This window comes from Phreatobacter sp. GW821-FHT04C01 (assembly GCF_059420385.1).
The window spans coordinates 642,181-668,747 of the sequence record NZ_JBWKTP010000001.1; the positions used below are offsets into that span (position 1 = coordinate 642,181).

A 26,567-nucleotide genomic window follows, 5' to 3' on the forward strand; every position below is an offset into this window, starting at 1 on the left:
GCCTGGTCTCGTTCGGCGCGGCGCCAGCCGCCGCGGCGGATAAAGTGCGCGCAGTCATTGAGCTGTTTACCAGCCAGGGCTGCTCGTCCTGTCCGCCGGCCGACCGCCATCTGGCCGAAATCGCCGACCGTACCGATCTGATCGCGCTGACCTTCGCCGTCGATTACTGGGATTATCTTGGCTGGCGCGACACGCTGGCAGATCCTGCCAATACCAAGCGCCAGAAGGCCTATGCCCATGTCCGCGGCGACCGTCAGGTCTATACCCCGCAAATGGTGGTGAACGGCGTCGCCCATGCCATCGGCTCGGACCGTGCGGCGGTGGACCGGGCGATCGTCCAGTCGGCCAGCCAGAGCGGCGTGCTGACGGTGCCGGTGACGATCAGCTATTCCGGCGACACCGTCACCGTGACGCTGCCGGCACAGCAGACGGGCCTGGCATCGGCCGAGACGCCCGCGACCGTCATGCTGCTCGGTGTGTCGTCGCGGCAGAATGTCGAGATCGCCCGCGGCGAGAACCGCGGCCATACCGTGACCTATCGCAATGTCGTGCGGTCGCACGTCAAGCTCGGCGAATGGACAGGCGCCGCCCAGACCTTCACCGCCTCGCGCCTGGAACGGCTGGCACCTGGATGCGAACGTGCGGTGGTCTTGATCCAGGCCGGCAGCCAGCGCAGCCCGGGCGCCGTGCTCGGCGCCGCCATGGCCCGCTTCCAGTAAGCGCGATCGTCAATCCGCCATCAAGCCAGCGCGTCCTGCCGTCTCAGTGAAACGAGGCGGCGTCCCTGTTTTTTGTCCTGGGCAAATCGCGGTTCCGGTGCGGCCGGGTCGTCCGCGCCGCGGGCGCCGGCGGCCGCGGCACCGTGAGGTGTCCGGCGGCCGCGGGGCGCGGCTCCTGGCTCAGGCCCTGGCCAGCCAGACCATGTCGGGCGCGACGATGCCCGGAACGTCTTCCTCGTCGATGCGCCTGACGGTGTCGATCTTCACGCAGGCTTCCGCGCTCAGCGGGTCGACGCCGTGGCGAACCAGCTCGCGCCCGACGCTCTTGCGCACGCAGGAGGCTGCGGCCTCCGCCGCTTCGGCTTCGACAAATCGGGTTGCGGCAAATGTACTCTCGGCGCTGGCGGCCGCGAGGCCGCGCGCTTCACAACGATACCAAGGCATGGGATGTCCCTGTCCCTATTTCCAATCGGTCCCCTGCCGGCACTCAACCACCATAGGGTTGATAGAGCCTTGACAGGATCGGTTAACTTTTCACGCGCATCACTCGCGTCACCATGAGTGATGCCCACACAGGAAAAGGTTCGATGGCTGAACGAGAGCTGAAGGCGGCTGACAGGATTTTCGTGCGGCGCCAGGTCCTGCTCGGTGGCGGGTCGCTGCTGCTGCTCTCGGCCTGTTCGGAAGCACCGGCCCCGCGGCCGTCGGGCCAGCCGAGCTTCTACCGCAATCTCGCCGAGGCCGGCGCCCGGGTCGATGCCGCCATGGCCGCGGAGATGATCACGGGCTATCGGCGCAACAACGGCCGCGGCCCGGTCGCCGTCGATGCCGTGCTGATGCGGGTCGCCGAGACCCAGGCCAATGCCATGGCCGGCGCCGACCAGGTCGGGGTGCGCACCGGCACCGTCAATGCCCGGCTCGCGGCGCAGGGCTATGCCCATGGTGCGGCGGTGGAAAACACCTCGGCCGGCTACATGACCCTGGCCGAGGCCTTTTCGGGCTGGCGCGATTCCCCGCCGCACCGGGCGCATATGCTCAATCCCGCGGTGACGCGGCTCGGGCTTGCCACCGGCTACCGGCCGGGCTCGCGCTATCGGGTGTTCTGGGCGCTGGTGCTGGCGCAGCCGACCGGCACGGCCTGAGGCCCGTTCAGGTCGGGTCGCCCGAGGCCAGATACCAGTCCATGATCTCGCGGCCCTGCATGAAGCAGATCTCCGGCCGCGCGGCGAGCGCGGCCAGGAGCTCCTCGATCATGCCGATGCGGTGCGGCACGCCGGAAATATAGGGGTGGATGGCGAAGCTCAGGATCTTGGCGCCGCCGAGGGGGCCGCTGCTCCGCGCTTCGGCGATCAGCCGGTCGGCCTGGGCGAGCGTCCGCTCGAGGAACTCGCCGGCGCGATGGTGCTGGATCATGATCAGCGGAATGTCGTTCAGCTCGACCGAATAGGGCATGGTCAGGACCGGTCCGTGCCGGGTGGCGAGCCGGCAGGGCAGGTCGTCGACGACCCAGTCGGCTATGTAGCGGATGCCGGCTTCGGCCAGATGGTCGGCGGTCTCGAGTGTTTCGGTCAGCCCGGGCCCGAGCCAGCCGAGGCAGGGCGTGCCTGAAAAGGCCGACAGCGCCTCGACGGTGCGGGCGATCATCGCCCGCTGGTCGTCGACCTTGTGGGTCGGCACCTGGTGCCAGCCGTGGCCCATGAACTCCCAGCCGGCGTCGCGGGCGGCCGCCGCGATGCGCGGATAATCTGATGCGACCGAGCCGTTGATCGACAGGGTCGGCCTGACGTCATGGCGCGCGAAGGCTTCCATGAACCGCCAGAAGCCGACACGCATGCCGTATTCGTGCCAGGCCCAGTTGGCGATGTCGGGCTGCAGCGCGGCGCCGGTCGGCGCCACCAGCACCTGGCGTGGCATGGGGTTGTCGATGCGCCAGTTCTCGACATTGACCACCGGCCAGACCGCCACCAGCTTGCCGCCGGGCAGCGTGACGCACGGGCGATCGATCGAGGCCCGGTAGGGCAGGCGCAGTTCGGGACGCATGGGACTTCAGGCCGCCTTCTTGGCGTGATGGCTGTGCAGCTTGGCGCCCAGCAGGCGCCGGATGTCGTTGAATTCCGGGCTCGAGACGTCGCGCGGCCTGGCCAGCTCCAGCGCGTTGTCGCTTTCGATGCGGCCCGGGCCCGGCGTCATCACAACCACCCGGTTGGACAGGAAGATGGCTTCCTCGATCGAATGGGTGACGAAAACCACCGTCAGCCCGGTGCGCTGCCAGATATCGAGCAGCTCGTCCTGCAGCCTCTCGCGGGTCATGGCGTCGAGCGCGCCGAAGGGTTCGTCCATCAGCACCACCTCGGCGTCATTGGCGAGCACGCGGGCGATCGCCACGCGCTGCTTCATGCCGCCGGAGAGCTGATGCGGATAGGCGTTGGCGAATTTGGTCAAGCCGACCAGCTCGATGAATTTGTCGACGGTGTCCTTGATCACGCTGCGCGGCAGGCCGCGCGATTGCGGCCCGAAGCCGATATTGTCGCGGACGCTGAGCCAGGGAAACAAGGCATAGTCCTGGAACACCATGCCGCGGGTCGGATCCGGGCCCTGGATCGGCCGGCCCCACATCAGGGCCTGGCCGACGGAGGGCGTCTCGAAGCCGGCGATGATGCGCAGCAAGGTCGACTTGCCGCAGCCCGACGCGCCGATCAGGCAAACGAATTCGCCCTTGCGAATGGTCAGGTTCGCGTCCGACAGCGCGTGAATGGTCTGGTCCTGCAGCTGGAACACCTTGGAGACCTGGAGGATCTCGACGATCGGGGTCTTTGATTCAGCCATGGTGGGTCGGGCTCCAGCGCAGCAGGCGATTGCCGGCCATCACGACGATCCGGTCGGAGATGTAGCCGGCGATGCCGATGACGATCATGCCGCAGATGACCAGCTCGGTGCGCGACAGGGTGCGGCCGTCCATGATGACGGCGCCGAGACCTTGCGGCACGCCGGTCATCTCACCGACCACGATGACGAACCAGGCAAGACCGAGCCCGAGCCTGAGCCCGGTGAAGATCGACGGCAGGGCCGCCGGCAGCACGACCTTGAAGAACTGGGCATTGCCCTGGCAACCGAGCATGGCGGCCGCCTCGAACAGTTTCGGATCGACCGCGCGGACGCCGAACACGGTGTTGAGCAGGATCGGGTAGAAGGCGCCGAGGCAGACCAGCGCAAAGGCCGAGCGGGGGCCGAGGCCGAACAGGATCATCGACAGCGGCAGCCAGGCGGTGACCGGGATCGGCCGCATCACCTGCAGGAAGGGGTCGAGCAGCATGCGCGCGGTCGGCAGCCGGCCGATCATCAGGCCGATCGGCAGCGCGAACAGGGCGGCGAGCGCGAAGCCGCCATAGACCCGGCTCATCGAGGCCAGGAGATGGGTGACCAGCGTGCCGGAAAAGGCGTCGTCATAGATGCCGCCGACGGCGAAATCGACCATATATTCGGCGACCTCGTAGGGGCTTGGAATGAGCCTGGTCCAGCGCAGCCTGGTCGCCATCTGCCAGAACAGGAGCAACAGCGCCGGCACGATCAGGGCCAGCACGGTCGGCCTGAGGCGCGTCCAGACCGAGCGCCCGGAGCTCGGGCGCTCGATGGCGGCCGAGGCCGCCAGAGGGCTCGTTTCGACGATCGACATGACCTGAGGTCCTCTTCGAGCGGGGCGCGCGCCGCCCCCTTCGCGGGGCGACGCGACGGCAAGGGTTCAGGCCGAGGCGATCTCGTTGGAGAATTTCGGATTGAGGAAGCTGTCGAAATTCGGCAGCTGGCGGATCTGCTTCAGCTCCAGCATCTGCTGCGAATAGGTCCGTGCCTGGGTCAGCACCGTCTGGTCGAGTTTCCAGACATATTCGACATTGTCGGCGCCGAGTGCCTGGTCGACCGCGGTGCGGTTGGCGCCGAGCTTCTGGACGGTCACGTCGGCGACGACCTGCTTGTTGGCCATCATGAATTCGACCGCCTGGCGATGCACCTTCAACATGGTGCGGATGAGGTCGGGATCCCTGGCGACGGTTTCCTCATGGGTGGCAAAGATCATGTTCAGGCCGCCCATGGCGGTACCATAGGGATATTCGACGAGCTGGCCGACGCCGGAGGAGATCGACAGGCCGGGCCCGGGCTCGGCGCCGACATAGGCGTCGATGTCGCCGCGCGACAGCATGGCGTGCATCTCGCCGAAGGGTACGCGCACGGCCGTGACGTCGCGGATCGACAGTCCCTCCATGCGCAGGCGCTCCATGATGAACACCTCCTGGGTCGAGCCCGGCCAGATGCCGATGCGCTTGCCTTTCAGATCCTTGATCGTGCGCAGATCCGAACCGGCCTTGGAAATCACGCCCATGCCCTTGTTGGAGAGCGCGCCGACCACCACCACCGGCTCGCCGGCCGCGCCACCGAGAATGCCCGCGGCAATGCCGAAGGTGCCGAAATCGACCGATTTGGTGACGACCGCGTTCTTGCCGTCGGTCGGGCTGTCGAAGGTGACGATCTCGACCTTCAGGCCGGCGGGCGCGAAGCGCTCGTAGAAATGCGGCGGCATGGAATGGATCAGGCGGAGCGCACCCATCTTGACGGTGCGCTGCGTCTGCGCGCGCAGCAGGGCCGGGGCGCCAAGGGTTCCGGCGGCGATGCCGGCCCCGATGAGGAAGTGACGGCGACGGATCATGAGGAGGCTCCGGTGCGAGGAGGAAAAGGGCGGGTTCATGCAGCCTTGCCGGCGAGGTGGGCGACATAGGCGCGCCAGCCGCCATGGCCGGTAATGTCGTCGGCGCCGGCGAGACCCTCCGGCTCGACCAGGAAGCCCTTGGGGGTCGTGCCGTCGCCGAGCCTCAGCGTGCCGATACCGAGCGGCGAGGGGATCGCGGCGACGAAGCTGCCGAAGCCCGCGGCCGGCAAGATCCAGACCTCGCAGGCGATGGCCGCTCCCGCGCCGGCGGCGACGCGGATCAGGCCCGGCCGTTTCGGCGGACCGCCGGCGAGCGCATAGAGGCGATAGTCCGGCGTGGTGCTGGCGAGGCGGCCGAACAGGCCGCCGCATGCGGTGAGCTCGTGATTGAGCGCCATGCCGGAGAGATGCGCACCGACCACCACGATCTCGATCCCATGGTCCACGTTCATCTCCCTCAGGCCGCCTGTCGCCGGTTGCCGGTGACCTGTTCGAACCGCATCGCCAGCCGGGCCAGGCGGGCGTCGGCACCGCGCTCGCCGATCAGCGTGATGCCGGCGGGCAAGCCGTCGGCGCGCCAGGGGCCGGGCACGGCGAGCGCCGCCAGATCCAGGAGGTTGACGAAATTGGTATAGGTGCCGAGCCGGCTGTTCGGGCCGATCGGGTCGGCGACGAGGTCGGCAAGCGTCGGGAAGATCGGCGCGGTCGGTACCACCAGCGCGTCGATCGCCCGCCAGACCGGCTCGGTGGCGCGCCTGAGCGCGGCGAGCTGGTAGAGCGCCTCGAAGGTGTCGGTGGCGGAAAAGCGGCCTGCCCCTGAAATGATCTGGCGGGTGACGGGCAGGACGGCGTCCGGCTGGCCGGCCAGGAAGGCCCGGATCGCGGCATGGCGTTCGGCGACCCAGGGACCCTCGTAGAGCAGCCCGGCGGTCGCGAAGAACGGCGTCAGGTCGATCTCGACGACCTGGTCGGCCAAGGGGACGAGCTTTTCGACCGCGGCGGTGAAGGCCGCCGCCATCGCGTCGTCGCCGAAGAACAGCTGGTCCGCCCGGCGCGGGATGCCGAGGCGGCGGACCGGTGCGACGGCGCCGGGCGCGTCGGCTGCGACCGGCCGCGAATAGGCGTCCTCCGCATCGAAGCCGCGCATGACCTGGTAGACGGCGAAGGCGTCGGCGGCGTCATGGCCGAAGACCGAGATGCAATCGAGCGTGCGGCAGGCCGGCACCACGCCACGCGTCGACACCGCGCCGAGCGAGGGCTTCAGGCCGGTGACGTCGTTGAGCATGGCCGGCACGCGGCCGGAGCCGGCGGTGTCCGTGCCGAGCGCGAAGGCGACGATCCCCTGCGCCACGGCGACCGCCGAGCCGGAACTGGAGCCGCCGGGGACGCGGGTCGGGTCGACCGCGTTGCGCGGCGCGGGAAACGGCGAGCGCACGCCGACGAGGCCGGTGGCGAACTGGTCGAGATTGGTCTTGCCGACGATGATGGCGCCGGCGGCGACCAGCTTCTCGACCGCCGTGGCCGATCGCTCGGGCACATAGGCGAAGGCGGGGCAGGCCGCGGTCGTCGGCAGTCCCGCAACGTCGATATTGTCCTTGACCGCGAAGGGCACGCCCCAGAGCGGATAGCGGCCGGCGTCGAAGGGCGGCAGGCGGGCCGCGGCGGCAAGGGCATCGGGCTCGGGCACGACATGGATGAAGATGCCGGGATCGCCGATGGCGGCGAGGCGCGCGTAGGCCGCGGCGACGACCGATGCCGGCTTCAAGCCCTGGGCATAGCCTTGCAGCAGGGCGGCGATGGTGGGGCGGGGGGATTGCGGCATGGCCTCGGCGCGGAACAGGAACAAGGCCTGCCTCGCAACCGCCATGCCAGGACCGCCGCAAGCGCCGCTCCCCATCGTGGTTCATCGCCGGAATGTCGGACCGGCGGCAACTTAATCTGTTGTCAGAAAAGAGAGATTCGTCGCGCAGTGACGCCGGCGTCCAGCCGGCCGGGCAACCCCAAGGCAGTTATCGGCACCGTCTCATTGTATGCAATAGCGATGAGTGAGGCCGTTGTTGCCTATAATTTGGGCCTATGCTGGCAATCTCATAATCTGGCGCGTGCCTCATTCGACAGCACTTCCCAGGCGCGCGCGGCCAGGCCGATGTGTTCGCGCATGGCGCTGCCGGCCCTTTCGCTGTCGCCGCGCTGGATCGCCTGAACCACCGCATCATGTTCGCGATGGGACTTGGCGAGGCGGTCGCGGCCCTCGAACTGGGCGCGTCGGAACGGAGCGAGGCGCCGGCGGGTGGCCGAGGCAAGCTCGGCCAGATAGGCGTTGCGCGAGCCGCGGTAGATGGCCACGTGGAATTCGACATTGGCCGCGCTATAAGCGGCGAGGTCGCCCTGGTGCACGAGCGCCGCCATCGAACGGTGCAGCGTGTCGAGCGCCATTCGCTCGGGCGGCGTCATCGCGACCGCCGCCAGCGCGGCACAAAGGGCTTCCAGCTCGGCCATGACGACGAACATGTCGTGGAGCTGGCCCTTGTCGGGCTTGGCCACCACCGCGCCGCGATGCGGCCGGATCTCGACCAGCCCGGAGGAGGAGAGCTGGCGCAGCGCCTCGCGCACCGGGGTCCGGGAGACCGCGAATTCGGCGGCGATCTGAACCTCGTCGAGCGCCGCTCCGGGGAGCAGCCGGCCGGCGACGATCGCCTCGGCGAGCTGCGCCTGCAATTCGTCGGAGCGGGTCGGCTTGGCCCGCGGGCGGCGGGCAGGCGGCGGGATCGGCTGGCCGTCGTTCATCGCGGTCGGCTCAGGGCAGCAGCGAGGGCAGGCCGATGCGGATCGGCCCGACCTGCAGGCGTCCGTCGCTGGCGCGCAGGTTGATCAGCCGGCCCGGCTTGCCTTCGACATCGGTGGCCTGGCTGGTGAAATTCAGGCCGGCGACCACCGCGCCGAGCGTGCCGCCGAGGCCGTTGGCCTGGACCGCGCTTTCGAGATTGGCGACGCGCAATTCGATCTGGCCGTCCGGCTTGCCATCGGCCGTCAGCCGCAGATTGCCCTTGGCGATGCCGACCGCCTCGCCCTGGGCGACACGGAACAGCACCAGATCGATCGAGCCGCCGGCCGCCTGCCACTGGCGCGGGGCGAGCGGTTGCGGGCGGTTCGGGCTGCGCAGCAGCTTGCGCGCGGTCATCTGCAATTCGGCGTCGACGGGTGCCTGAATGGCATTGCCGAGTGTCGCGCCCTGCAGCCGCGACACGACGTCCAGGCTGACGGGGTCGGCCGCGTTCGGCCGGGTGTGCAATTCACCGCGGGTGGCGCGCAAAAGCACCGTGCCGTCGCGCGACAATTCGAAGGCGTCGACCACCGCGCTGGAATTGTCGTAGCCGGCGAGGGCGAGCTGGGCGGAGGTCTGCGCCAGGCGCCAGTTGGCGCTGTAGACGGCCGGATCGCCCTCGAGGGTCGCGGTCATCGGCCCGGTCCATTCGGCGATGACATGGCCGGGGCTCCAGATCTGCGACACGACCAGCAGGCGCTCCAGCCGGACGGTCCGGGTCGGGCGGCTCTCGTCGCGCAGCTCGACCACCGGCTTGGTGCAATTGATTTCGAGCCGGAACGGATAGCCGCCGCGGCTGCGCTCGGCGCATTGGATCACCCGGCCATTGGCGGCCTCGCTCGCCACCACGCGGTCGATCATCTCTTCGGCGCGATTGGCGCCCCAGTGCCAGACGGCGGTCCAGCCGGCGGCGAGCAGCGCCAGCGCGCCAACGGGAACAATGAACGTGCGCAAACGGGGCATGGTTGATGATCCTGCGGGATGCTTGCATCGCGAAGTCGGGGTCTTTACCAGAACCCGGTCCGCTTCTCCTAATTCCGATCCGTGTTCCGATGACCAGCGAAAACGGCGATCTTTGGGTCTTCGGTTACGGCTCGCTCATGTGGCGGCCGGGCTTCGACTTCATCGAGCGCGTCCCCGGCCGGCTGATCGGCCTGCACCGCGCGCTCTGCATCTATTCCCATGTTCATCGCGGCACGCCGGAACGACCGGGCCTGGTGCTCGGGCTGGATCGGGGCGGCGCCTGCCGCGGCATGACCTTCCGGGTCGCCGCCGAGCACCGCGCCGCGACCATCCAATACCTGCGCGAGCGCGAACAGGTCACCTCTGTCTATCTGGAGGTCGAGCGGGTCGTGATGCTGCAGAGGCATGGCGAACCGCGGGTTCGCGCCGTCACCTACATCGCCGATCGCGGCCATAGCCAATATGCCGGCCGGCTGAGCCTCGACGAGCAGCTGCATATCGTCCGCCAGGGTCACGGTCATTCCGGGGCCAATCGCGACTATGTCAAGAATACCGTCGCGGCCATCGAGGAACAGGGGTTTCGCGACGCCAGCCTGCATTGGCTGGCGACACATCTGTGATCCGGCGCGCCGGTCGTCCGCGTCGCGGATCTTAGAGCGCCTCTCCCTTCAAGAGACGCGGCACGTCGCCGGTCAGGCCGGCCGCCTGGCGGATGAAGAAGCGCTTCAGCGCCGGCATGCGGTCGACCAGGCCAAGCCCCAGATCGCGGACGAAACGCAGGGGATCCGAGCCGTTGGAAAACAGCCGGTTCAGCCCGTCCGTGGTCGCGCCCATCAGCACGGTGTCGAAGCGGCGCCAGCGCTGGTAGCGGTCGAGCACGTCCGGTCCGCCGGGATCGAGACCGAGGCGGGCGGCATCGGCAATGCATTCGGCCAGCGCCGCGACGTCGCGGAAGCCCATATTGATGCCCTGGCCGGCGATCGGGTGGATGACATGGGCGGCATCGCCGACCAGCGCCAGCCGGTCGGCGACGAAGTCGCGCGCCACCTTTAGCCCGAGCGGATAGGATTTCGGCTGGTCGACCACCTCGATGGCACCGAGCTTCAGGCCGAAGCGGCTTTCCAGCTCATCCTGGAACAGCAGTTTCGGCAAGGCGCAGAGCCGTTCGGCGCGGGCGGTCGCCTCGGTCCAGACGATCGACGATCGCCGCCCGGTCATCGGCAGAATGGCGAAAGGGCCCGCCGGCAGGAAATGCTCCTCGGCCCGGCCGCCATGGTCATATTCGTGGGCGACGGTGCAGACGATGCCGGACTGGCCGTAGTCCCAGCCGACGCTGCGGATGCCGGCCTTGTCGCGCAGGCGCGACCGGCCGCCGTCGCAGGCGGCGAGCAGGGATGCGGCCATCGCGCCGCCATCGGTAAAGTCCACGGCGATCGTGCCGGGCCCGGCCTGGAAGCCGGCGACGCCGGCCGGCCGGAACAGGATGCCGAGCGCCTGGGCGCGCTGCCACAAAGCGCGGGCCACAGCCGCGTTCGGCGCCATATGGGCAAAGGGCTCGTCCGGTCCGACATCGCCGTCGAAGGTCAGGAAGACCGGACGGACGACGTCGAGGGTCCGGCTGTCGGTCACCACCATGTCGAGGATCGGCTGCGCCTGAGGCGCGATCTCGTCCCAGACACCGACGACCTCGAACAGGCGGCGGGCGGCGGCGGCGAAGGCCGAGGCGCGGCCGTCGTCGACAGGCGCCGCGGCCAGGGCGGGATCGGCCATCACGACGATGAAGTCGCGGCCGAGCGCATGTTTCAAGGCAACGCCGAGCGACAAGCCGGCGAGGCCGCCGCCGGCGATGACGATGTCGGCACGCGAAGGCGCGGAAGGGCGATCGGTCATGGCGGCGGTTTATCGGAAAAGCCGGACGGGCGCGAGAGCGCAGACTGTCACGGGATCTTCGCGGCTCCGCGGCAGACTGGTGTGCAGCGGCCCCTGGTCCGCGACACCGCGGGATACCGCGCGGCAAGACAGTTTCGATCCTCACATCAAGGCGTGAGATCTCCGTCTTGCCGGCGCAGCCCGAACCTCGCCGCGCGCAGCCCCGCGCGACGCGTTCACGGGCGGTTCGTTTGCCGCCTCAGGCGCGAACAGCGAGATTGACCGCTTTGGGTCCCTTGCCGCGCTTGTCGGGTTCGAGCTCGTATTCCAGCTTCTGACCTTCGGCCAAAGTGGCGAGCCCGGAGCGCTGGACGGCCGAGATGTGGACGAAAATGTCCTTGCCTCCGTCGTCCGGCTTGATGAAGCCGTAGCCCTTCTCAGTGTTGAAGAATTTGACGATCCCCGTCATGGACATGCCGGTCAGCCTTTCCGAATGCACTGCCGGTTCCGCACGATTGCGAACCTGTCAGGGCCCCGGACCAGGAATATCCGCGTTGCATCGGACGCATGGCCCGTCCGATCCGCCGCCAGGTCCTTGCCGCCCGAACCTGAGAGCCGAACCAAGCGTAACCTGGAATTTTCAGGCTGTACAACCCTGATTTTTACGGATTTACCGGAAGTTGCGCTGTGTCAAGAGCGCCATTACCCGCGGCTTCAAAGAAGACGTGGCGCACGGAACGTCGGTAATACGCCACGACGTTACGTTGAGATCCATGGTGCAGGTCGCCAGACGTTCACCCGTGGCGGTTTTCAGGCACGTAGTTTGCCCTAGTCCCCATTCTCGTCCTTGGGCGCGGCAGGTGCAGTCCGGAAGGGCGACAGGCGGACCGGGCGTGAAGGGTGCGCGACGCGGCGTATCGCCGGACTGGGCCAAGGCTGACCCTGCGACCAGCGCGACGGCAACAAAGCTGAGAGCCATACGACGCATGGCGAAAGACTAACACCGCCGGGCCTCCGGCGAAAGCGGATCCGGCGGCGGGCAATACCGGATGGGCCGGGGATCCCGGCGTCACGCCGGCTTTCGCGCCGCCACCATATAGTTCACGTCGAGCTCGGCCGTTGTTTCCCAGCGGCTGTGCATCAGGTTGTACCAGACGCCCGTGCGGTCGGAGATCGTCATGCCGCCCTTGCCGATCGCCGTTTCCAGTTCGGTCGGCGTGACGAACTTGTTCCAGTCATGGGTGCCGCGCGGCAGCCAGCCCAGCACATATTCCGCGCCGACGATGGCCAGGGCGAAACTCGCCATGGTGCGGTTGATGGTGGCCATGACCAGGAGGCCGCCGGGCCGGACCATGGCGCAGCAGGTGGTGGTGAAGAGCTCGACGTCGGCGACGTGTTCGACCACTTCCATGGCGAGTACGACGTCGAAGGTCTCGCCGGCGGCGGCAAGCTCTTCCGCCGTGGTGCAACGATAGTCGACGGCGGTGCCGGACTGCGCGGCGTGGATACGCGCGGTCTCGACATTGGCGCGGGCGGGGTCGGCGCCGACGACGTCGGCGCCCATCCGGGCGAGCGCCTCGGAGATGAGGCCGCCGCCGCAGCCGATATCGAGGACCCTCGATCCCTCCAGCGCGCGCAGCCCACGCGGGTCGCGGCCGGAAACGGCCGTCACCAGGTCCCTGATATAACGGAGCCGCACCGGATTGAACTTGTGCAGGACCGCCATCTTGCCCTTCGGGTTCCACCATTCGGCGGCGAGCTTGGAGAACTTCTCCACTTCGGCCTGGTCGAGGGTCGCTGCGGTCATGAATTCATCCGGTGGTTTCGGCTTGTCCGCTGGTTTGGCTATCACGCGTTGCCATAGCTCCGATCGATCGTTATGCATACGCGCCTTTTTTCAAAGAGCGCGTAGCGTCGCGCCAGAGATCCATTGCCATGTCTCGCCTCGTGATGAAGTTCGGCGGAACCTCCGTCGCCAATGTCGACCGGATCAAGAACGTCGCCCGCCACGTCAAACGGGAGGTCGAGGCCGGCTATCAGGTGGCTGTCGTGGTGTCCGCCATGTCGGGCAAGACCAATGAGCTGGTGGCCTGGTGCAAGGAGGCGGCGCCCTTCCACGACCAGGCGGAATATGACGCGGTGGTCGCTTCCGGCGAGCAGGTCACGGCCGGCCTCTTGGCGGTGGTGCTCAATTCCATGGGCCTGAAGGCGCGCTCCTGGCAGGGCTGGCAGGTGCCGATCCTGACCGACGATGCCCATGCGGTCGCCCGCATCGCCGATATCCCGTCGGCCAATCTGGACGCGGCCTTCGCGGCCGGTGAGGTGGCGGTCATTGCCGGTTTCCAGGGCGTTCACCAGGCGACCAGCCGGATCACCACGCTCGGGCGCGGCGGCTCGGATACGTCGGCGGTGGCGATCGCGGCGGCGATCCATGCCGAGCGCTGCGACATCTACACCGATGTCGACGGCGTCTACACCACCGATCCGCGCATCGTGCCCAAGGCCCGGCGTCTTGATAAGGTCGGTTTCGAAGAGATGCTGGAAATGGCGTCGCTCGGATCGAAGGTCCTGCAGGTCCGCTCGGTCGAACTCTCAATGGTTCATGGTGTGCGGACCTATGTGCGCTCGTCCTTCGACGATCCGGACAATCCGCAGACCGGCACTCTCATCTGCGACGAGGAGGAAATCGTGGAAAAGCAGGTCGTCACCGGCATCGCCTTCTCCAAGGACGAGGCGCAGGTGAGCATCCGCGCGGTCGCCGACAAGCCGGGCGTGGCCGCGGCGATCTTCGGGCCGCTGGCCGAAGCCAATATCAATGTCGACATGATCGTCCAGAACGTCTCGTCGGACGGCGCCACCACCGACATCACCTTCACCTGCCCGGGCGCCGATCTCGATCGCGCCCAGCGCGTGCTGATGGATGCCCGCCACGCGGTCGGCTTCAAGTCGCTGGAGACCGCCTCCGACGTGGTCAAGGTGTCGTGCATCGGGGTCGGCATGCGCAGCCATGCCGGCGTCGCCGCCAAGGCGTTCAAGGCGCTGGCCGAGAAGGGCATCAACATCCGGGCGATCACCACCTCCGAGATCAAGTTCTCGGTGCTGATCGACGCCGCCTATACCGAGCTGGCGGCGCGCACGCTGCATTCGCTCTACGGCCTCGACAAGGTCGGCTGAGCCGCGCCCTCCGGCTTGTCCCAAGGCCCTGGCGATGCCAGGGTCGGCGGTCTGCCGAAGGGGGCGATCCGGACATGTCGGAACTGGCATCGATCAGGCGCATGGCGGCGCTCGCTTTGGCCATGCTGGCGACGTTCGCCGCCGGCCCGTCACGGGCGCTGGCCGAATCACTTGGCCTGCCCTTCACCGTCACCAAGCCGGCCGGCGACGGACCGTTTCCGGCGGTGGTCATCCTGCATGACTGCTCGGGCCTCGGACCGGCCTCGTCCGGCGCGCCCTGGCGCTGGTCCAGCGAACTGACCCGCCAGGGTTATGTCACCATCTGGCCGGACAGTTTCCTGACCCGCGGATTTCCCAACGGCACCTGCCAGGAGCCCGACCAGGCGGCCGCCTTCCCGGAGGTGCGTGTCGCCGATGCCTATGCGGCGCTCGCCCATCTGCGCAGCCTCGCCTTTGTCGATGGCACGCGGATCGCGGTCATGGGCGGGTCGCATGGCGGCTCCACGACCCTTGCCACCATCGTCTCGACACCGGCCAACGAGGCCCGGGCCGAGCCGGGTTTCGCCGCCGCGATCGCGCTCTATCCGAGTTGCGGCCGGCGCTACGGCGCCTGGAGCGTGGAGCGGGCCCGCGAGCCGGGCAGCCCGATCACCGGCTATCGCGGGGTGTTCACGCCGCGCGCGCCGCTGTTGATCCTGACCGGCGAGCTCGACGACTGGACGCCGGCCGAACCGTGCCGGCAACTGGCCGGGCGGGCCAAGGCGGCGGGGCTTGCCGTCGACATCGTGATCTATCCCGGGGCTCATCATTCCTTCGACAGCCCGAGCCCGGTCCGGCATGTCGAGGGCCGGGTGAATTTCAACGCGCCGGGCGGGCGCGGCGCCACGACCGGCGGCAATCGCGAGGCCTGGGCCGCCGCGCGCAGGAACGTCGCCGACTTTCTTGCGCGCAACCTTCGGCGCGTCACGCCCTGATCGCGCTGCGTCCGGTCGTTATTGCGTTGCAGCAAAAGTCGATCACGATCATTCGCATTCGGCCCGCCCTTTGCAAATGGCGATGTCGCCCTTAATGGTGGGAGCACGGCGGGGGGCCCGCCGTTCCTGTTGCCAGGATAGCGGGCATCATGCCCAGAACGTGACCATGCCGATGCGTGCCGCCTTCGGTGGTCCTCGCCTTTTGCTCCGTCGCCTGCGCGAGGTGATGGCGGAGCAGGTTTCCGCGCAGGACCGCCTCGACAAGATCGTCGTGCTGATCGCGGCCAATATGGTGGCCGAGGTCTGCTCGGTCTATGTGCTGCGCGTCGACGGCACGCTCGAGCTCTATGCCACCCAGGGCCTGAACCGCGAGGCGGTCCACCTGACCGTCATGCGCGCCGGCGAAGGCCTGGTCGGCCTGGTGGCGCAGACCGCGGATCCGCTCAATCTCTCCGATGCCCAGGAGCATCCGCAGTTCTCCTATAAGCCGGAGACGGGCGAAGAAATCTTCCACTCCTTCCTCGGCGTGCCGATCTTGCGGGGCGGCAACACCCTCGGCGTGCTGGTCGTGCAGAACCGCGCGCACCGCAAATATGAAGAGGACGAGGTCGAGGCGCTGCAGACGACCTCGATGGTGCTGGCCGAGATGATCGCCTCGGGCGAGCTGTCGGCGCTCGCCCCGCCCGGCCAGGAGCCGGCGGCGCGCCGGCCGCTGCGAATCGCCGGCGAAGGCCTCGCCGACGGTGTCGGCCTCGGTTACGTCGTGCTGCACGAGCCGCGCATCCTGGTGAAGCAGCTGATCGCCGACGATCCCAACAAGGAAATGTCGCGGCTGGACCAGGCGGTCGAGGCGATCCGCGCCGAAATCGACGACATGCTCGAAAACGAGGATGTCGCCCGCGGCGGCGAGCATAAGGACATTCTCGAAGCCTATCGCATGTTCGCCCATGACCGCGGCTTCATGCGCCGCATGAAGGAGGCGATCGCCACCGGCATCACGGCGGAAGCAGCGGTCGAGCGGGTCCAGTCCGACAACCGGGCCCGCATGATGCGCCAGACCGATCCCTATATGCGGGAGCGGATGCACGATCTCGACGACCTGGCCATGCGCATCCTGCGCCAGCTGACCGGCGCCAAGAGCCCGACGGCGAGCGAGGATCTGCCGGAAAACGCCATCGTGGTGGCCCGCCACATGGGCCCGGCCTCGCTGCTCGACTATGACCGCACCCGGCTGCGCGGCCTGGTGCTGGAAGAAGGCGGGGCCACCAGCCATGTGGCGATCGTCGCCCGCGCGCTCGGCATCCCGACCGTCGGCCAGGCCGAGAACGCCGCGAGCCTCGCCGATCCGGGCGACGCCATCATCATCGACGGCGCCACCGGCGAGATCCATCTCCGGCCGACCAGCGACGTCGAGACCGCCTATGCCGAGAAGGTGCGCTTCCGCGCCCGCCGGCAGGCGCAATATGCCGCGATCCGCGACAAGCCTGCGGTCACCAAAGACGGTGTCGAGGTCAGGCTGCATCTCAATGCCGGCCTGATGGTCGACCTGCCGTTCCTGGAGGAAACCGGCGCCTCGGGCATCGGCCTGTTCCGGACCGAGCTGCAATTCATGGTGGCCAACGCCCTGCCGCGCATCGCCGAGCAGCTCGACCTCTACCGCAAGGTGCTGGACGCCGCCGGCGATCGCCCCGTGACGTTCCGCACCCTCGATATCGGCGGCGACAAGGTGCTGCCCTATATGGAGGTGATCCAGGAGGAGAACCCGGCGCTCGGCTGGCGGGCGATCCGGCTCGGGCTCGATCGTCCCGGCCTGTTGCGCAGCCAGGTGCGCGCCATGTTGCGGGCGGGCGCCGGGCGCGAGGTGCGCATCATGTTCCCGATGATCGCCGCGGTCGAGGAATTCGACGAGGCGAAGGCGATCGTCGAGCGCGAATTGACCCATTTGCGCCGGCATGACCACCGCATGCCGGAGCGGGTCCAGATCGGCGCCATGGTCGAGGTGCCGGCGCTCCTGTTCCAGCTCGACGAATTGCTGCCGCGGGTCGACTTCCTGTCGGTCGGCTCCAACGACCTGGTGCAGTTCATGTTCGCGGTCGATCGCGGCAACAACCGCGTCGCCAACCGCTTCGACGTGCTGTCGCCGCCGATCCTCAGGGCGCTCCGGTCGCTCGCCCAGAAGGGCCGTGAGCACGGCAAGCTGGTGACGCTGTGCGGCGAGCTCGCCTCGCGCCCGCTGGAGGCCATGGTGCTGGCCGGCCTCGGCTATCGTTCGCTGTCGCTGTCACCGGCCGCCATGGGCCCGGTCAAGTCGATGCTGCTGGAGCTTGACCTCGGCCGGCTCGAGGCGCTTCTGACCCGTCTGATCGACGAACCGAAGGCGGGTGTCTCGATTCGCGAGAAATTGCGCGATTTCGTCGAGGCCGAGGGCATAACTCTCTGATGCTGCCAATCTCGAAGCTCGACGCGCTGGTCACGCGTCACGCCGTCATCGAAGCGGAACTGTCCACCGGCGTGGAGGGCGACCGCTATGTTGCGCTGTCGCGCGAGTTTTCCGAACTCGATCCGGTGGTGGCCGCCGTCACCGCCTATCGCGCCGCCGAGGCCGAGCTCGCCGACCTCGACCAACTGATCGGCGATCCCGCCACCGATGCCGACATGGCGGCGCTGGCCCGCGAGGAGCGGCCGGCCGTCGAGGCGCGGTTCGCCGGGCTGGAAGCGGATCTGCGCATTGCGCTGCTGCCCAAGGACGCGGCCGATGCCAAGAACGTCATCCTGGAAATCCGCGCCGGCACCGGCGGCGACGAGGCGTCGCTGTTCGCCGGCGACCTCTACCGCATGTATGAGCGCTTCGCCGCCCTGCAGGGCTGGACCGTCGAGCTGATCTCGGCGAGCGAGGGCACCGTCGGCGGTTTCAAGGAAATCGTCGCCGAGGTGCGCGGCAGCGGCGCCTATGCCAAGCTCAAGTTCGAAAGCGGCGTGCACCGGGTCCAGCGCGTGCCGGCGACCGAATCGGGCGGGCGCATCCACACCTCGGCAGCCACCGTCGCGGTGCTGCCGGAGGCCGAGGAGGTCGATGTCGCCATCGACGACGGCGACCTGCGCATCGACACCATGCGGGCGGGCGGCGCCGGCGGCCAGCACGTCAACAAGACCGAATCGGCCGTGCGCATCACCCATGTGCCGACCGGCACGGTGGTGGTGGTGCAGGACGAGCGCTCGCAGCACAAGAACAAGGCGCGCGCCATGGCGATCCTGCGGTCGCGGCTGTTCGACGACGAACGGCGCAGGCTGGCGGCCGGCCGGGCCGCCGACCGCCGGCTGCAGGTCGGTTCGGGCGACCGCTCGGAGCGCATCCGCACCTATAATTTCCCGCAGGGGCGGGTGACCGATCACCGTATCGAGCTGACCCTCTACAAATTGCCCGAGATCATGGCCGGCACAGCGCTCGGCGAGATCATCGAGGCACTGGTGGCGGACCACCAGGCGGGCCTGCTGGCCTTGGAGACGGCCTGATGCTCGGCGCCGGCGCTTCGCTGCGTGATGCCCGGCGGGCGCTCGCCAAGGCCTTTGCCGGCCAGGGCCTGGATGAGGCCGAGCTCGATGCCCGGCTGCTGGTGAAACATGCGACCGGTATCGATCCGGCCTTGCCGGGATCGGCATCCGACGCCGTGCTCGACGCGGCGGCGGTGAGCCATCTCGAAGACCTGGCGCGGCGGCGGCTCGCCCATGAGCCGATCGCCCGCATCCTCGGGCGCCGCGAATTCCACGGCCACGACTTCCTGTTGAACCCGGCCTGCCTGGAACCGCGCCAGGATACAGAAACGGTGGTCGAGGCGGCGCTCGCACTGATACCGGCCGACCGCGACGCCAGGATCCTGGATCTCGGCACCGGGCCCGGCACCATTCTCTTGGCACTGCTCGCCGCGCGGCCGCGGGCGACCGGTGTCGGCCTCGACCGCTCGGCGCAAGCGCTGGGCGCGGCGAAAGCCAATGCCGAGGGCCTGGGGCTCGCCGGCCGCGCAGGCTTCGTCGAAAGCGACTGGGGTTCGGCGGTTGACGGCGCCTTCGACCTGATCGTGTCGAACCCGCCCTATATTCCCTCGGCGACCTGCGAGCAGCTGGAGCCAGAGGTGCGCGACCATGATCCGCGGCTTGCGCTCGACGGCGGCGCCGACGGCCTCGTCGCCTATCGGATCATCCTCGCCGATGTCGGACGGCTGCTCGCGCCCGGCGGCCATGTCGTGCTCGAGCTGGGCTTCGGCCAGGCCGCCGAGGTCGGAGCGATCGCGCTTGCCCATGGCCTGGCGGTCTGCGGGCTGAAGTCCGATCTCTCGGCGATTCCGCGCGCCCTGGTGCTGCGGCGCGCGGCCTGAGGGCGGGCCGGTTCAGCGCATCGGAAAGATCACCGCGCGATATTCGGCGGCATCGCTGTGGCCGCCACCGGCGATGACCAGCACGACCACGGCGAGCGCTGTCGAGGCCCTGTTGCGATAGACGTCGGTGACGCGGACCGCGGTCGCGCAGGTCATCGGCGGCAGCACATAGGCGAGTTCGACGATGCGTTCGCGAAAGGTCTCGGGCGCGCGGGCGGCGGCGCCCGGATCCGAGGCCGGCAGCTCCGGGGTCAAGGTCACCGTGAGTGGATAGGTCACCGCGGCCTCGCGATCGCGGCAAGCGAGGTCCGGGTCGTCCGGCGCGGCGAGCCTTGCGGCAATAGCGTATTTCGTCGACACGCCGGGATGGGCGCCGATGATATCGGGATCGGCCATGAAGCGGATCGGGCCTTCCGCCGGCGTCAGGTCGGTCCAGGCCCGGCCGGCCAGGCGGTGGCCGGGATCGGTCAATGCGAGAGCGCGCAGCGGCCGGCGGGTGGTGGTTTGCGTCCAGCGCCTGATCGCCTGGGTCTGCAGGCTCGCCTCGTCGTCCTCGTCGAAACGGAAGCCGCGCATGGCGCCGTGGCGGGGATCGGCGGGCGTCGCCTCCCAGGACAATTGGGTGACGCCGCGCGGAAAGCCCGTCGCGGAAATGCCGGTCGTCCGATCGACCACGTCGACGGCAAAGGCTCCGCGCTGGCTGGCGCCGTCGCCCCCCTCCTGCTCGAACCCGAAATAGCGGCCGTCGGTCGAGAAGCCGAGGATGCGGAGCTGCGGCGCCGTGCCGAGTTCGCGCGCGGCGGCAGGTGTCGCGGGTGCCAGCAGCGCCAGCGCGAGAAGAACGATCGATCGCAAGGACATGGGATTTCCGGCGGGTGGAGGCCCGATCTGGCCGTGCTTTTCCGGCAGACGCCTTTCAGGGCCATGTCGCCCGGGCCCGGCCCCCGTTTCGACTGCTGCTGCCGGAGATTTCGACGGGCCACTTTAGAGTGATCCTAAGTGGCGGTAAAATCTATGTAATTTGGCTTATTCCGCGGTGAGGGCCCATGCTCTAGATGTCGGCGTGCGAGGAGCGAGGTGCGTCATGAACAGCTGGTCCATTGTCCTGCAAAGTGGCGCCATCCTGTTGCGCGAGGGGCTGGAGGCGCTCCTGGTGGTCGCGGCGCTGGCCGCCTTCATGCGCCGCGCCGGCGCTGCCGACCGCCTGCCGCTGCTCTATTCCGGCGCGATCGCGGCGATCGTCGCCAGCCTCGCGGCGGCCTATATTTTCGAGACCTGGTTCGGCGGCGCCCATGACGATACGGTCGAAGGCCTCGTGATGATCGTCGCGGCGGCGCTGCTGTTCTATGCCAGCGGCTGGCTGTTCCTGCGCCAGGACGGCAAGCGCTGGCAGGCCGACCTGAACGCCGCCGCCGGCCGGGCGGTGGCCGCCGGCTCGGCCTTGTCCTTCGCGCTCTTGGCCTTTCTCGCGGTGTTCCGGGAGGGGGCGGAGACCATCCTGTTCCTGCATGCCCTGGCCAAGAGTTCGGGCGGCTGGACCTTGGCCGTGATCGGAGGCCTCGCCGGCGCGGCGGTCCTGCTCGGCCTCTTGTTCGTGGCCATGCAGATGCTGGCCTTTCGCCTGCCGTTGCGGCCGCTGTTTCTGGTCACCTCGCTGTTCCTGTTCGTCATGGGCCTGCGTTTCGTCGCCGCCGCCGTCCAGGAATTCCAGGAACAGGCCTATGTCGACGTGCATCCGGCCGTCGTGCCGCAATGGGTGGTGGATTCCGGCATGAACAATGGATCCTGGGAAGCGATCGGCGCGCAGCTGGCGCTCATTGTCGTCGCCGTTGCCGGATTGCTGCTTGCCGGCCGCCAGACCAGCGCGGGGAGCCGGACCTGACGGGATGTCGCAAAGCTTTCGGACGGCCGCCGAAATTTTCATGACCCCGTCGTCTTTTCGGGGAACATTAACGGCCACCATGGCTTGTCTCCGCCGGGGCATTGCAATGGGGGGTTCGATGGTTGCGACGGGCGTGTCGGCATTGGTGGCGGGGGTGCTCAGCCTTATTCTGTTCGGCGGCCAGGTGTCGTTGACGCCGGGCATCGTCGACGTGCTGTTTCTCGGCCTCGCCGCTTCCAGCCTGCATGTCGTGATGGGGCTGATCGCGGCCAAGGAGTGATCCGGCCGCCATGCTCTGGCCCCATATGGCGGTCTATCTACATTCCCTTACGTCAAGTGTGTTGGTGACGTCCCGAAGGAGGGAATGATGAAACGACTGCTGGTTCTTTTGATATCCGGGGCGCTTGGCGCCGCCTTCGTCATGTTCTGTACGGTGCTGGTGACGCCGCCCGGACCGGCCGCCACCGTGGGCAACATTCAAATCGTCGAGCGGCGCGGCCCGCTGCAGTTCCTGGACAGCCCGGATGCGCTCTGCCAGCGTGCCGGCCGGCCGGTGACCCCGGAGTGCCGCAGCGCCGTCATTGCCGCCCTGCCGCCGGGGCGCAGCTACGTCACCTTGCCTTATGTCGATTTTCTGTATCGCCAGACGCTCGGCGGCCGGACCTGACACGGCTCCGCCGGCGTCGCGCGCCTGACCCCGGTTGAAGGTGCGCGAGGCCGGCGTTGCGGGCGGCCGTCACCGACGAATGCATGACTGACGCGCGGGCACATCTGTTGATCGCGCGCGCCTTGGGCCGTACCCCGGATCATGCTGTTCAGAGATTTCGCCATTCTGGTCTTTGTCTGCCTGGTCTGGGCATCGAATTTCATCATCTCCAAGATAGCGCTGACCGAGTTGCACACGCCGCCGCTGTTCTTCTCGGCGGTGCGTTTCGGCCTGGTGCTGCTGGCGGCCCTGCCATGGCTTCTGCCGATGCCCCGGCCGCGCTGGCGCATGGTCGTGGTCGGGCTGCTGATGGGCGCAGGTGGTTTCGGCCTGGTCAGCATCGGCCTGATGACGGCGAGCCCGTCCAGCGCGGCGGTGGTCACCCAGCTCGGCGTGCCGATCACCGCCCTGCTGTCGATTTTCATTCTCGGTGAGCGGATCAGCTGGCGCCGCGGTCTCGGCATCGCCCTGACCTTTTGCGGCGCGATTGCCGTCATGTGGGACCCGAACGGCCTGGCCCTGTCATTCGGCCTCGTCTTCGTGGTCGCCAGCGCTTTCGCTTCGGCGATAGGCGTCGTCCTGGTCAAGCAGATGGGGGGCGTCCAGCCGTTCCAGTTCCAGGCCTGGGTCGGGCTGTCCTCGCTGCTGCCGCTGGCGGCGGCGTCGGCGCTGATCGAGACCCGCCAAGTCGAACTGGCGCTGCAGGCCGGCTGGAGTTTCGCGGCGACCGTGCTCTATGCCGCGCTGGCGGTCTCGCTTCTCGGCCATTCCTTGTTCTTCCGCCTCGTCCAGAAATACGAGGCCAATATGATCTCGACGCTGACCCTGATGTGCCCGCTGATGGCGATCGGAATGGGCGTGGTGCTGCTCGGCGACCATTTCGACGCCCGCATGATGGCGGGCACGGCCATTGTCCTGGTCGGCGTCCTGCTCATCCTCGTCGCGCCGAAGCAGGGCGGACACCGGCCTTCGGCCTGATCGGCGCGGGTCCCGGAACCGCCGGGGCCACCGGGCGTTGACTGCGCAGCGCAATCAACCGGTTATGGTGCCAATGCCCATGAACACGCTTCTGCTGATCATCATCCTGGTCATCCTGCTCGGCGGCGGCGGCTATTACGGCCATCGCGGTTATGGCAATCGCGGCCTGGTCGGGGTGCTGCTCGCCGTGTTGCTGCTCGTTCTGGTGCTGCACCTGCTCGGCCTGCTGATTTCGCCCTTGAGCCCGATCGGGCCGCCGGCGACCCGGGTAATCGCGCCTTGACGCGCCCGGCTTTGCGAAGGACCCTCGGCAGGGGGCAGCCGACCGTCGGCCTCGTTGCAGCGGTCATTGAAAGACATCGTCATGCCGAAGGGTTCCGAGCTCCTGGTCGCCGCGCTGGAGAACGAAGGTGTCGACCGCATCTTCGGCGTGCCTGGCGAAGAAAACCTCGACGTGGTCGAGGCGCTCCGGCAATCGCGCATCACGCTGGTGCTGACCCGGCATGAGCAGGCCGCCGCCTTCATGGCGGCGACCCATGGCCGCCTGACCGGCCGGCCGGGCGTTTGCATCTCGACGCTCGGGCCGGGCGCGCTCAATTTTTCGACCGGCGCGGCCTATGCCCATCTCGGCGCCATGCCGATGATCATGATCACCGGCCAGAAGGCGATCATGACGGCGAAGCAGGCACGGTTCCAGATCGTCGACGTGATCGCGTCGATGAAGCCCCTGACCAAGATGACGCGCCAGATCGTCAGCCCGGCGAGCATTCCGACCGTGGTGCGCGACGCGTTCCGCGTCGCCATGGAAGAGCGGCCGGGACCGGTCCATCTGGAGCTGCCCGAGGATGTCGCCGGCGAGGACGGCGGCGACGTGCCGGTGATCCCGCTGCACCCGATCGACCGGCCGGTGGCGCCGTCGGCGGCGCTGGAGCGGGCGGTGGAACTGATCCTGGCGGCGCAGCGCCCGATGGTGATGATCGGCGCCGGCGGCAACCGGCCGCGCCTGGTCGAGGCACTGTCCGCCTTCGTGCGCCGCACGCGGCTGCCCTTCTTCAACACCCAGATGGGCAAGGGCGCGGTGACCGGCGGTTCCAACCTCTATATGGGCACCGCGGCGCTATCCGAGCGCGACTATGTGCACGAGGCCATCAACCAGGCCGACCTGATCATTTCGATCGGCCATGACACGGTCGAGAAGCCGCCCTTCCTGATGAAGAGCGACGGCGGCCCGAAGGTCATCCATATCGGCTATGTCTCGGCGAGCGTCGAGGAGGTGTTCCACCCCGACGCCGAGGTGATCGGCGACATCGGCGCGACCGTGACGGCGCTGGCGGACCGGCTCGGCGGCAAGCTCGATCCGAATCCGGGGTTCCTGGCCCTGCGCCAGGCGATCCTCGAGCGCCTCAACGACCGGGCCGAAGAGGACCGCTTTCCGATCACGCCGCAGCGGATCGTCCACGACGTTCGCGCCGTCATGCCGGAGGACGGCATCGTCTGCCTCGACAACGGCATGTACAAGATCTGGTTCGCGCGCAATTACCGCACCCATGTCGCCAATACCCTGCTGCTCGACAATGCGCTCGCCACCATGGGCGCGGGCCTGCCCTCGGCCATGATGGCGGCCATGCTGCATCCCGACCGCCGGGTCATGGCGGTGTGCGGCGACGGCGGCTTCATGATGAATTCGCAGGAGATGGAAACGGCGGTTCGCCTCGGCCTCAACCTGGTCGTGGTCATTCTCCGGGACAGCGCCTATGGCATGATCCGCTGGAAGCAGGCGGTCGACAAATTCCCCGATTTCGGGCTCACCTTCGGCAATCCCGATTTCGTCGCCTACGCCAAATCCTATGGCGCGAAAGCCTCGCGGGTCGATGCGGTCGAGGCGCTGGTGCCGACGCTGGAGGCCGCCTTCCAGGGCGGCGGGGTGCATCTGGTCGACGTTCCCATCGACTATTCGGAGAACACCCGGGTGCTGGTCGAGGAACTGGGTACGCGGGCCGCCATGGCCGAGGTCAAGTGAGCGGCGCGCGCGGCGACGGGCATGAGCCGGTCACCGCGCCTGGTCCCGGAGGCGGGACCTAGCATGTCTCGAAGAGGGGAATGGTGCCGCGGAAGGGATTCGAACCCCCGACCCCCGCATTACGAATGCGATGCTCTACCAGCTGAGCTACCGCGGCAATGGCGCGCCTTGTACAGGCGCGCCTGTCGATTTGCAATATCGGTCGCGGCCGTTTCCGCATGATCTGCACCGGCATCGCCAGTGTGACCGAGCGGTGTCCCGGGGATCGGCGGGACGCCGGGGCCGGCCGGTGGCGAATGACCGGATCATCCACCCCGACAAACAAAAACCCCCGGCCGCGAGGCCGGGGGTTTCGTAGGTTCCGGCCGATGGCCGACCGGGCTTACTCGCGCGAGCCGAGGATCGACATCAGGAACTGGAACATGCCGACGAAGTCCATATAGAGCTGGAGGGCGCCGAAGATGGCGGCCTTCTGCACCAGCGAACCGTCCTGGGCATAAGCGAGGCTGTAGATGTACTCGTTCTTGATGTTCTGGGTGTCGTAGGCGGTGAGGCCCGCGAAGACCAGAACGCCGACCACCGAGATGATCCACTGCAGCATGGTCGACGGCGTGCCGGTGAAGGCGGCGATGCCGATATTGACCAGCGAGGCAATGATCAGGCCGAACAGGCCCATCATCAGGAAGGTGCCCATGCCGGACAGGTCACGCTTGGTGGTGTAGCCCCAGAGCGACAGCGCGCCGAAGGAGGCGGCCGTGATGAAGAACACGCGGGCGACCGAGGTGTGGGCGTAGACGAGCAGGATGGTCGTCATCGAGACGCCGATCAGCGCCGCGTAGAGCCAGAACATCATCTGGGCCGCGGGGGCGCTCATGCGGTCGGCACGGAACGACAGCAGCATCACGACGCCGAGCGGCGCCAGGATGACCACGAACTTGAACCAGCTGGCGAACAGGAAGGCGCCGAACGGCGTCAGGAACTGACCGGCCGACACGGCGAGCGCGCCGCCGCGGGCGCCACGGGCCGCAAGCGAGGCGTCCCCGGTGACCGACAGCATGTAGATGCCGAGCGCGGCGAAGCCGGTAATGGCGAGGCCGAGCATCATGTAGTTGTAGACGCCGACCATGTACGACCGCAGGCCCTGATCGACCTGTGCCTGCTGGACGGCCGTGGCCTGGCCATAACCGTAGCCACCATAGGCCTGGGCATTGGGATCGTAATTGGACATTGAATGACCTCTGGGTTTCCCTCTGAGTGGACGGCGCCGAAGCGCCTGCCTCGGACGCTAAAATATGGCTGAGCGACCCCGTTGCACAAGTCCTCAAGGGCCAAACCCGAGAGAAACCCGCCCAAGCGCGGCCCTATGTCGCAATTCTTAACGTCTCG

26 protein-coding genes, 1 tRNA gene and 1 pseudogene are annotated in these 26,567 nt (G+C 68.0%); 14 read left to right on the top strand and 14 right to left on the bottom strand.

All coding sequences use genetic code 11. The annotated features are described in order from the left end of the window. The first annotated feature begins 44 nt into the window (after nucleotides 1–44). The gene (locus tag AC07WJ_RS03005) at nucleotides 45–719 is read left to right on the top strand and encodes a DUF1223 domain-containing protein (protein WP_494933042.1); all 675 of its coding nucleotides are present in this window, start codon (nucleotides 45–47) and stop codon (nucleotides 717–719) included. Nucleotides 720–899: 180 nt separating this feature from the next. Here the strand turns inward: AC07WJ_RS03005 and AC07WJ_RS03010 are convergent, their stop codons facing one another. Beyond that, on the bottom strand, nucleotides 900–1,163 hold the full coding sequence (locus AC07WJ_RS03010; protein WP_494933043.1) for a hypothetical protein: 264 nt from the start codon (nucleotides 1,161–1,163) through the stop codon (nucleotides 900–902). Nucleotides 1,164–1,306: 143 nt separating this feature from the next. Between AC07WJ_RS03010 and AC07WJ_RS03015 the strand changes: the two genes are divergently transcribed. Further along, complete coding sequence (locus AC07WJ_RS03015; protein WP_494933044.1) at nucleotides 1,307–1,861, top strand: CAP domain-containing protein; 555 nt, start codon at nucleotides 1,307–1,309, stop codon at nucleotides 1,859–1,861. 7 nt (nucleotides 1,862–1,868) lie between these two features. Here the strand turns inward: AC07WJ_RS03015 and AC07WJ_RS03020 are convergent, their stop codons facing one another. The 7 genes and pseudogenes from AC07WJ_RS03020 to AC07WJ_RS03050 all read right to left on the bottom strand — a co-directional run bounded on the left by AC07WJ_RS03020 (nucleotide 1,869) and on the right by AC07WJ_RS03050 (nucleotide 9,205). Further along, nucleotides 1,869–2,759, bottom strand: a complete 891-nt coding sequence (locus AC07WJ_RS03020) for a polysaccharide deacetylase family protein (protein ID WP_494933045.1) — start codon at nucleotides 2,757–2,759, stop codon at nucleotides 1,869–1,871. Nucleotides 2,760–2,765: 6 nt separating this feature from the next. Next, a complete protein-coding gene (locus AC07WJ_RS03025) occupies nucleotides 2,766–3,545 on the bottom strand; it encodes an ABC transporter ATP-binding protein (protein ID WP_494933046.1) in 780 nt (259 codons plus the stop codon). Continuing rightward, nucleotides 3,538–4,392: an ABC transporter permease gene (locus tag AC07WJ_RS03030; RefSeq protein WP_494933047.1), complete on the bottom strand. Its 855-nt coding sequence runs from the start codon at nucleotides 4,390–4,392 to the stop codon at nucleotides 3,538–3,540. Before AC07WJ_RS03030 ends, AC07WJ_RS03025 begins: the two co-directional genes overlap by 8 nt. A gap of 66 nt (nucleotides 4,393–4,458) precedes the next feature. After that, entirely contained in the window at nucleotides 4,459–5,418 is a 960-nt protein-coding gene (locus tag AC07WJ_RS03035) for an ABC transporter substrate-binding protein (protein WP_494933048.1), read from the bottom strand. Between the two features lie 35 nt (nucleotides 5,419–5,453). After that, nucleotides 5,454–7,240 (bottom strand): annotated as a pseudogene (atzF, locus tag AC07WJ_RS03040) (allophanate hydrolase). 266 nt (nucleotides 7,241–7,506) lie between these two features. Continuing rightward, nucleotides 7,507–8,205, bottom strand: a complete 699-nt coding sequence (locus tag AC07WJ_RS03045; protein ID WP_494933049.1) for a GntR family transcriptional regulator — start codon at nucleotides 8,203–8,205, stop codon at nucleotides 7,507–7,509. A 10-nt stretch (nucleotides 8,206–8,215) separates the two neighbouring features. Next, nucleotides 8,216–9,205, bottom strand: a complete 990-nt coding sequence (locus AC07WJ_RS03050) for a DUF2125 domain-containing protein (protein ID WP_494933051.1) — start codon at nucleotides 9,203–9,205, stop codon at nucleotides 8,216–8,218. 89 nt (nucleotides 9,206–9,294) lie between these two features. On the opposite strand from AC07WJ_RS03050, the gene AC07WJ_RS03055 reads away from it, so the two are divergent. Continuing rightward, entirely contained in the window at nucleotides 9,295–9,825 is a 531-nt protein-coding gene (locus AC07WJ_RS03055; RefSeq protein ID WP_494933052.1) for a gamma-glutamylcyclotransferase, read from the top strand. Between the two features lie 31 nt (nucleotides 9,826–9,856). Here AC07WJ_RS03055 and AC07WJ_RS03060 read toward each other — a convergent pair whose 3' ends face one another. The 3 genes from AC07WJ_RS03060 to ubiG all read right to left on the bottom strand — a co-directional run bounded on the left by AC07WJ_RS03060 (nucleotide 9,857) and on the right by ubiG (nucleotide 12,881). Next, nucleotides 9,857–11,095, bottom strand: a complete 1,239-nt coding sequence (locus tag AC07WJ_RS03060; protein WP_494933053.1) for a ubiquinone biosynthesis hydroxylase — start codon at nucleotides 11,093–11,095, stop codon at nucleotides 9,857–9,859. Between the two features lie 238 nt (nucleotides 11,096–11,333). Next, nucleotides 11,334–11,549, bottom strand: a complete 216-nt coding sequence (locus AC07WJ_RS03065; protein ID WP_136960049.1) for a cold-shock protein — start codon at nucleotides 11,547–11,549, stop codon at nucleotides 11,334–11,336. Between the two features lie 594 nt (nucleotides 11,550–12,143). Then, on the bottom strand, nucleotides 12,144–12,881 hold the full coding sequence (gene ubiG, locus AC07WJ_RS03070) for a bifunctional 2-polyprenyl-6-hydroxyphenol methylase/3-demethylubiquinol 3-O-methyltransferase UbiG (protein WP_494933054.1): 738 nt from the start codon (nucleotides 12,879–12,881) through the stop codon (nucleotides 12,144–12,146). 128 nt (nucleotides 12,882–13,009) lie between these two features. Here ubiG and AC07WJ_RS03075 point away from each other — a divergent pair, with 128 nt between their 5' ends. The 5 genes from AC07WJ_RS03075 to prmC all read left to right on the top strand — a co-directional run bounded on the left by AC07WJ_RS03075 (nucleotide 13,010) and on the right by prmC (nucleotide 19,595). Continuing rightward, nucleotides 13,010–14,248: an aspartate kinase gene (locus AC07WJ_RS03075; protein WP_494933055.1), complete on the top strand. Its 1,239-nt coding sequence runs from the start codon at nucleotides 13,010–13,012 to the stop codon at nucleotides 14,246–14,248. A 74-nt stretch (nucleotides 14,249–14,322) separates the two neighbouring features. Next, complete coding sequence (locus tag AC07WJ_RS03080; RefSeq protein ID WP_494933056.1) at nucleotides 14,323–15,222, top strand: dienelactone hydrolase family protein; 900 nt, start codon at nucleotides 14,323–14,325, stop codon at nucleotides 15,220–15,222. A gap of 172 nt (nucleotides 15,223–15,394) precedes the next feature. Next, nucleotides 15,395–17,662: a phosphoenolpyruvate--protein phosphotransferase gene (ptsP, locus tag AC07WJ_RS03085; protein WP_494933821.1), complete on the top strand. Its 2,268-nt coding sequence runs from the start codon at nucleotides 15,395–15,397 to the stop codon at nucleotides 17,660–17,662. After that, nucleotides 17,662–18,735: a peptide chain release factor 1 gene (prfA, locus tag AC07WJ_RS03090; protein WP_494933057.1), complete on the top strand. Its 1,074-nt coding sequence runs from the start codon at nucleotides 17,662–17,664 to the stop codon at nucleotides 18,733–18,735. The genes ptsP and prfA overlap by 1 nt, the downstream gene beginning before the upstream one ends. Continuing rightward, on the top strand, nucleotides 18,735–19,595 hold the full coding sequence (gene prmC / locus AC07WJ_RS03095) for a peptide chain release factor N(5)-glutamine methyltransferase (RefSeq protein ID WP_494933058.1): 861 nt from the start codon (nucleotides 18,735–18,737) through the stop codon (nucleotides 19,593–19,595). The genes prfA and prmC overlap by 1 nt, the downstream gene beginning before the upstream one ends. Before the next feature lie 12 nt (nucleotides 19,596–19,607). Here the strand turns inward: prmC and AC07WJ_RS03100 are convergent, their stop codons facing one another. Next, a complete protein-coding gene (locus tag AC07WJ_RS03100) occupies nucleotides 19,608–20,456 on the bottom strand; it encodes a hypothetical protein (protein ID WP_494933059.1) in 849 nt (282 codons plus the stop codon). A 223-nt stretch (nucleotides 20,457–20,679) separates the two neighbouring features. Here AC07WJ_RS03100 and AC07WJ_RS03105 point away from each other — a divergent pair, with 223 nt between their 5' ends. From AC07WJ_RS03105 to AC07WJ_RS03130, 6 genes are all read left to right on the top strand, one after another. Next, entirely contained in the window at nucleotides 20,680–21,477 is a 798-nt protein-coding gene (locus AC07WJ_RS03105; protein WP_494933060.1) for an FTR1 family iron permease, read from the top strand. 118 nt (nucleotides 21,478–21,595) lie between these two features. Beyond that, nucleotides 21,596–21,757, top strand: coding sequence for a hypothetical protein (locus tag AC07WJ_RS03110; RefSeq protein WP_494933061.1), 162 nt, complete (start codon nucleotides 21,596–21,598; stop codon nucleotides 21,755–21,757). 87 nt (nucleotides 21,758–21,844) lie between these two features. Further along, on the top strand, nucleotides 21,845–22,144 hold the full coding sequence (locus AC07WJ_RS03115; RefSeq protein WP_494933062.1) for a hypothetical protein: 300 nt from the start codon (nucleotides 21,845–21,847) through the stop codon (nucleotides 22,142–22,144). 141 nt (nucleotides 22,145–22,285) lie between these two features. Further along, nucleotides 22,286–23,161 (top strand): DMT family transporter, encoded by an 876-nt coding sequence (locus tag AC07WJ_RS03120; RefSeq protein WP_494933063.1) that lies wholly within the window; start codon nucleotides 22,286–22,288, stop codon nucleotides 23,159–23,161. A 79-nt stretch (nucleotides 23,162–23,240) separates the two neighbouring features. Then, nucleotides 23,241–23,444: a DUF3309 family protein gene (locus AC07WJ_RS03125; RefSeq protein WP_494933064.1), complete on the top strand. Its 204-nt coding sequence runs from the start codon at nucleotides 23,241–23,243 to the stop codon at nucleotides 23,442–23,444. Between the two features lie 81 nt (nucleotides 23,445–23,525). After that, nucleotides 23,526–25,181, top strand: a complete 1,656-nt coding sequence (locus AC07WJ_RS03130; protein WP_494933065.1) for an acetolactate synthase large subunit — start codon at nucleotides 23,526–23,528, stop codon at nucleotides 25,179–25,181. An 81-nt stretch (nucleotides 25,182–25,262) separates the two neighbouring features. On the opposite strand, the gene AC07WJ_RS03135 is transcribed toward AC07WJ_RS03130, so the two are convergent. Further along, a tRNA-Thr gene (locus AC07WJ_RS03135) sits at nucleotides 25,263–25,338 on the bottom strand. 225 nt (nucleotides 25,339–25,563) lie between these two features. Then, nucleotides 25,564–26,409 (bottom strand): Bax inhibitor-1/YccA family protein, encoded by an 846-nt coding sequence (locus AC07WJ_RS03140; RefSeq protein WP_494933066.1) that lies wholly within the window; start codon nucleotides 26,407–26,409, stop codon nucleotides 25,564–25,566. Nucleotides 26,410–26,567 lie beyond the last annotated feature (158 nt).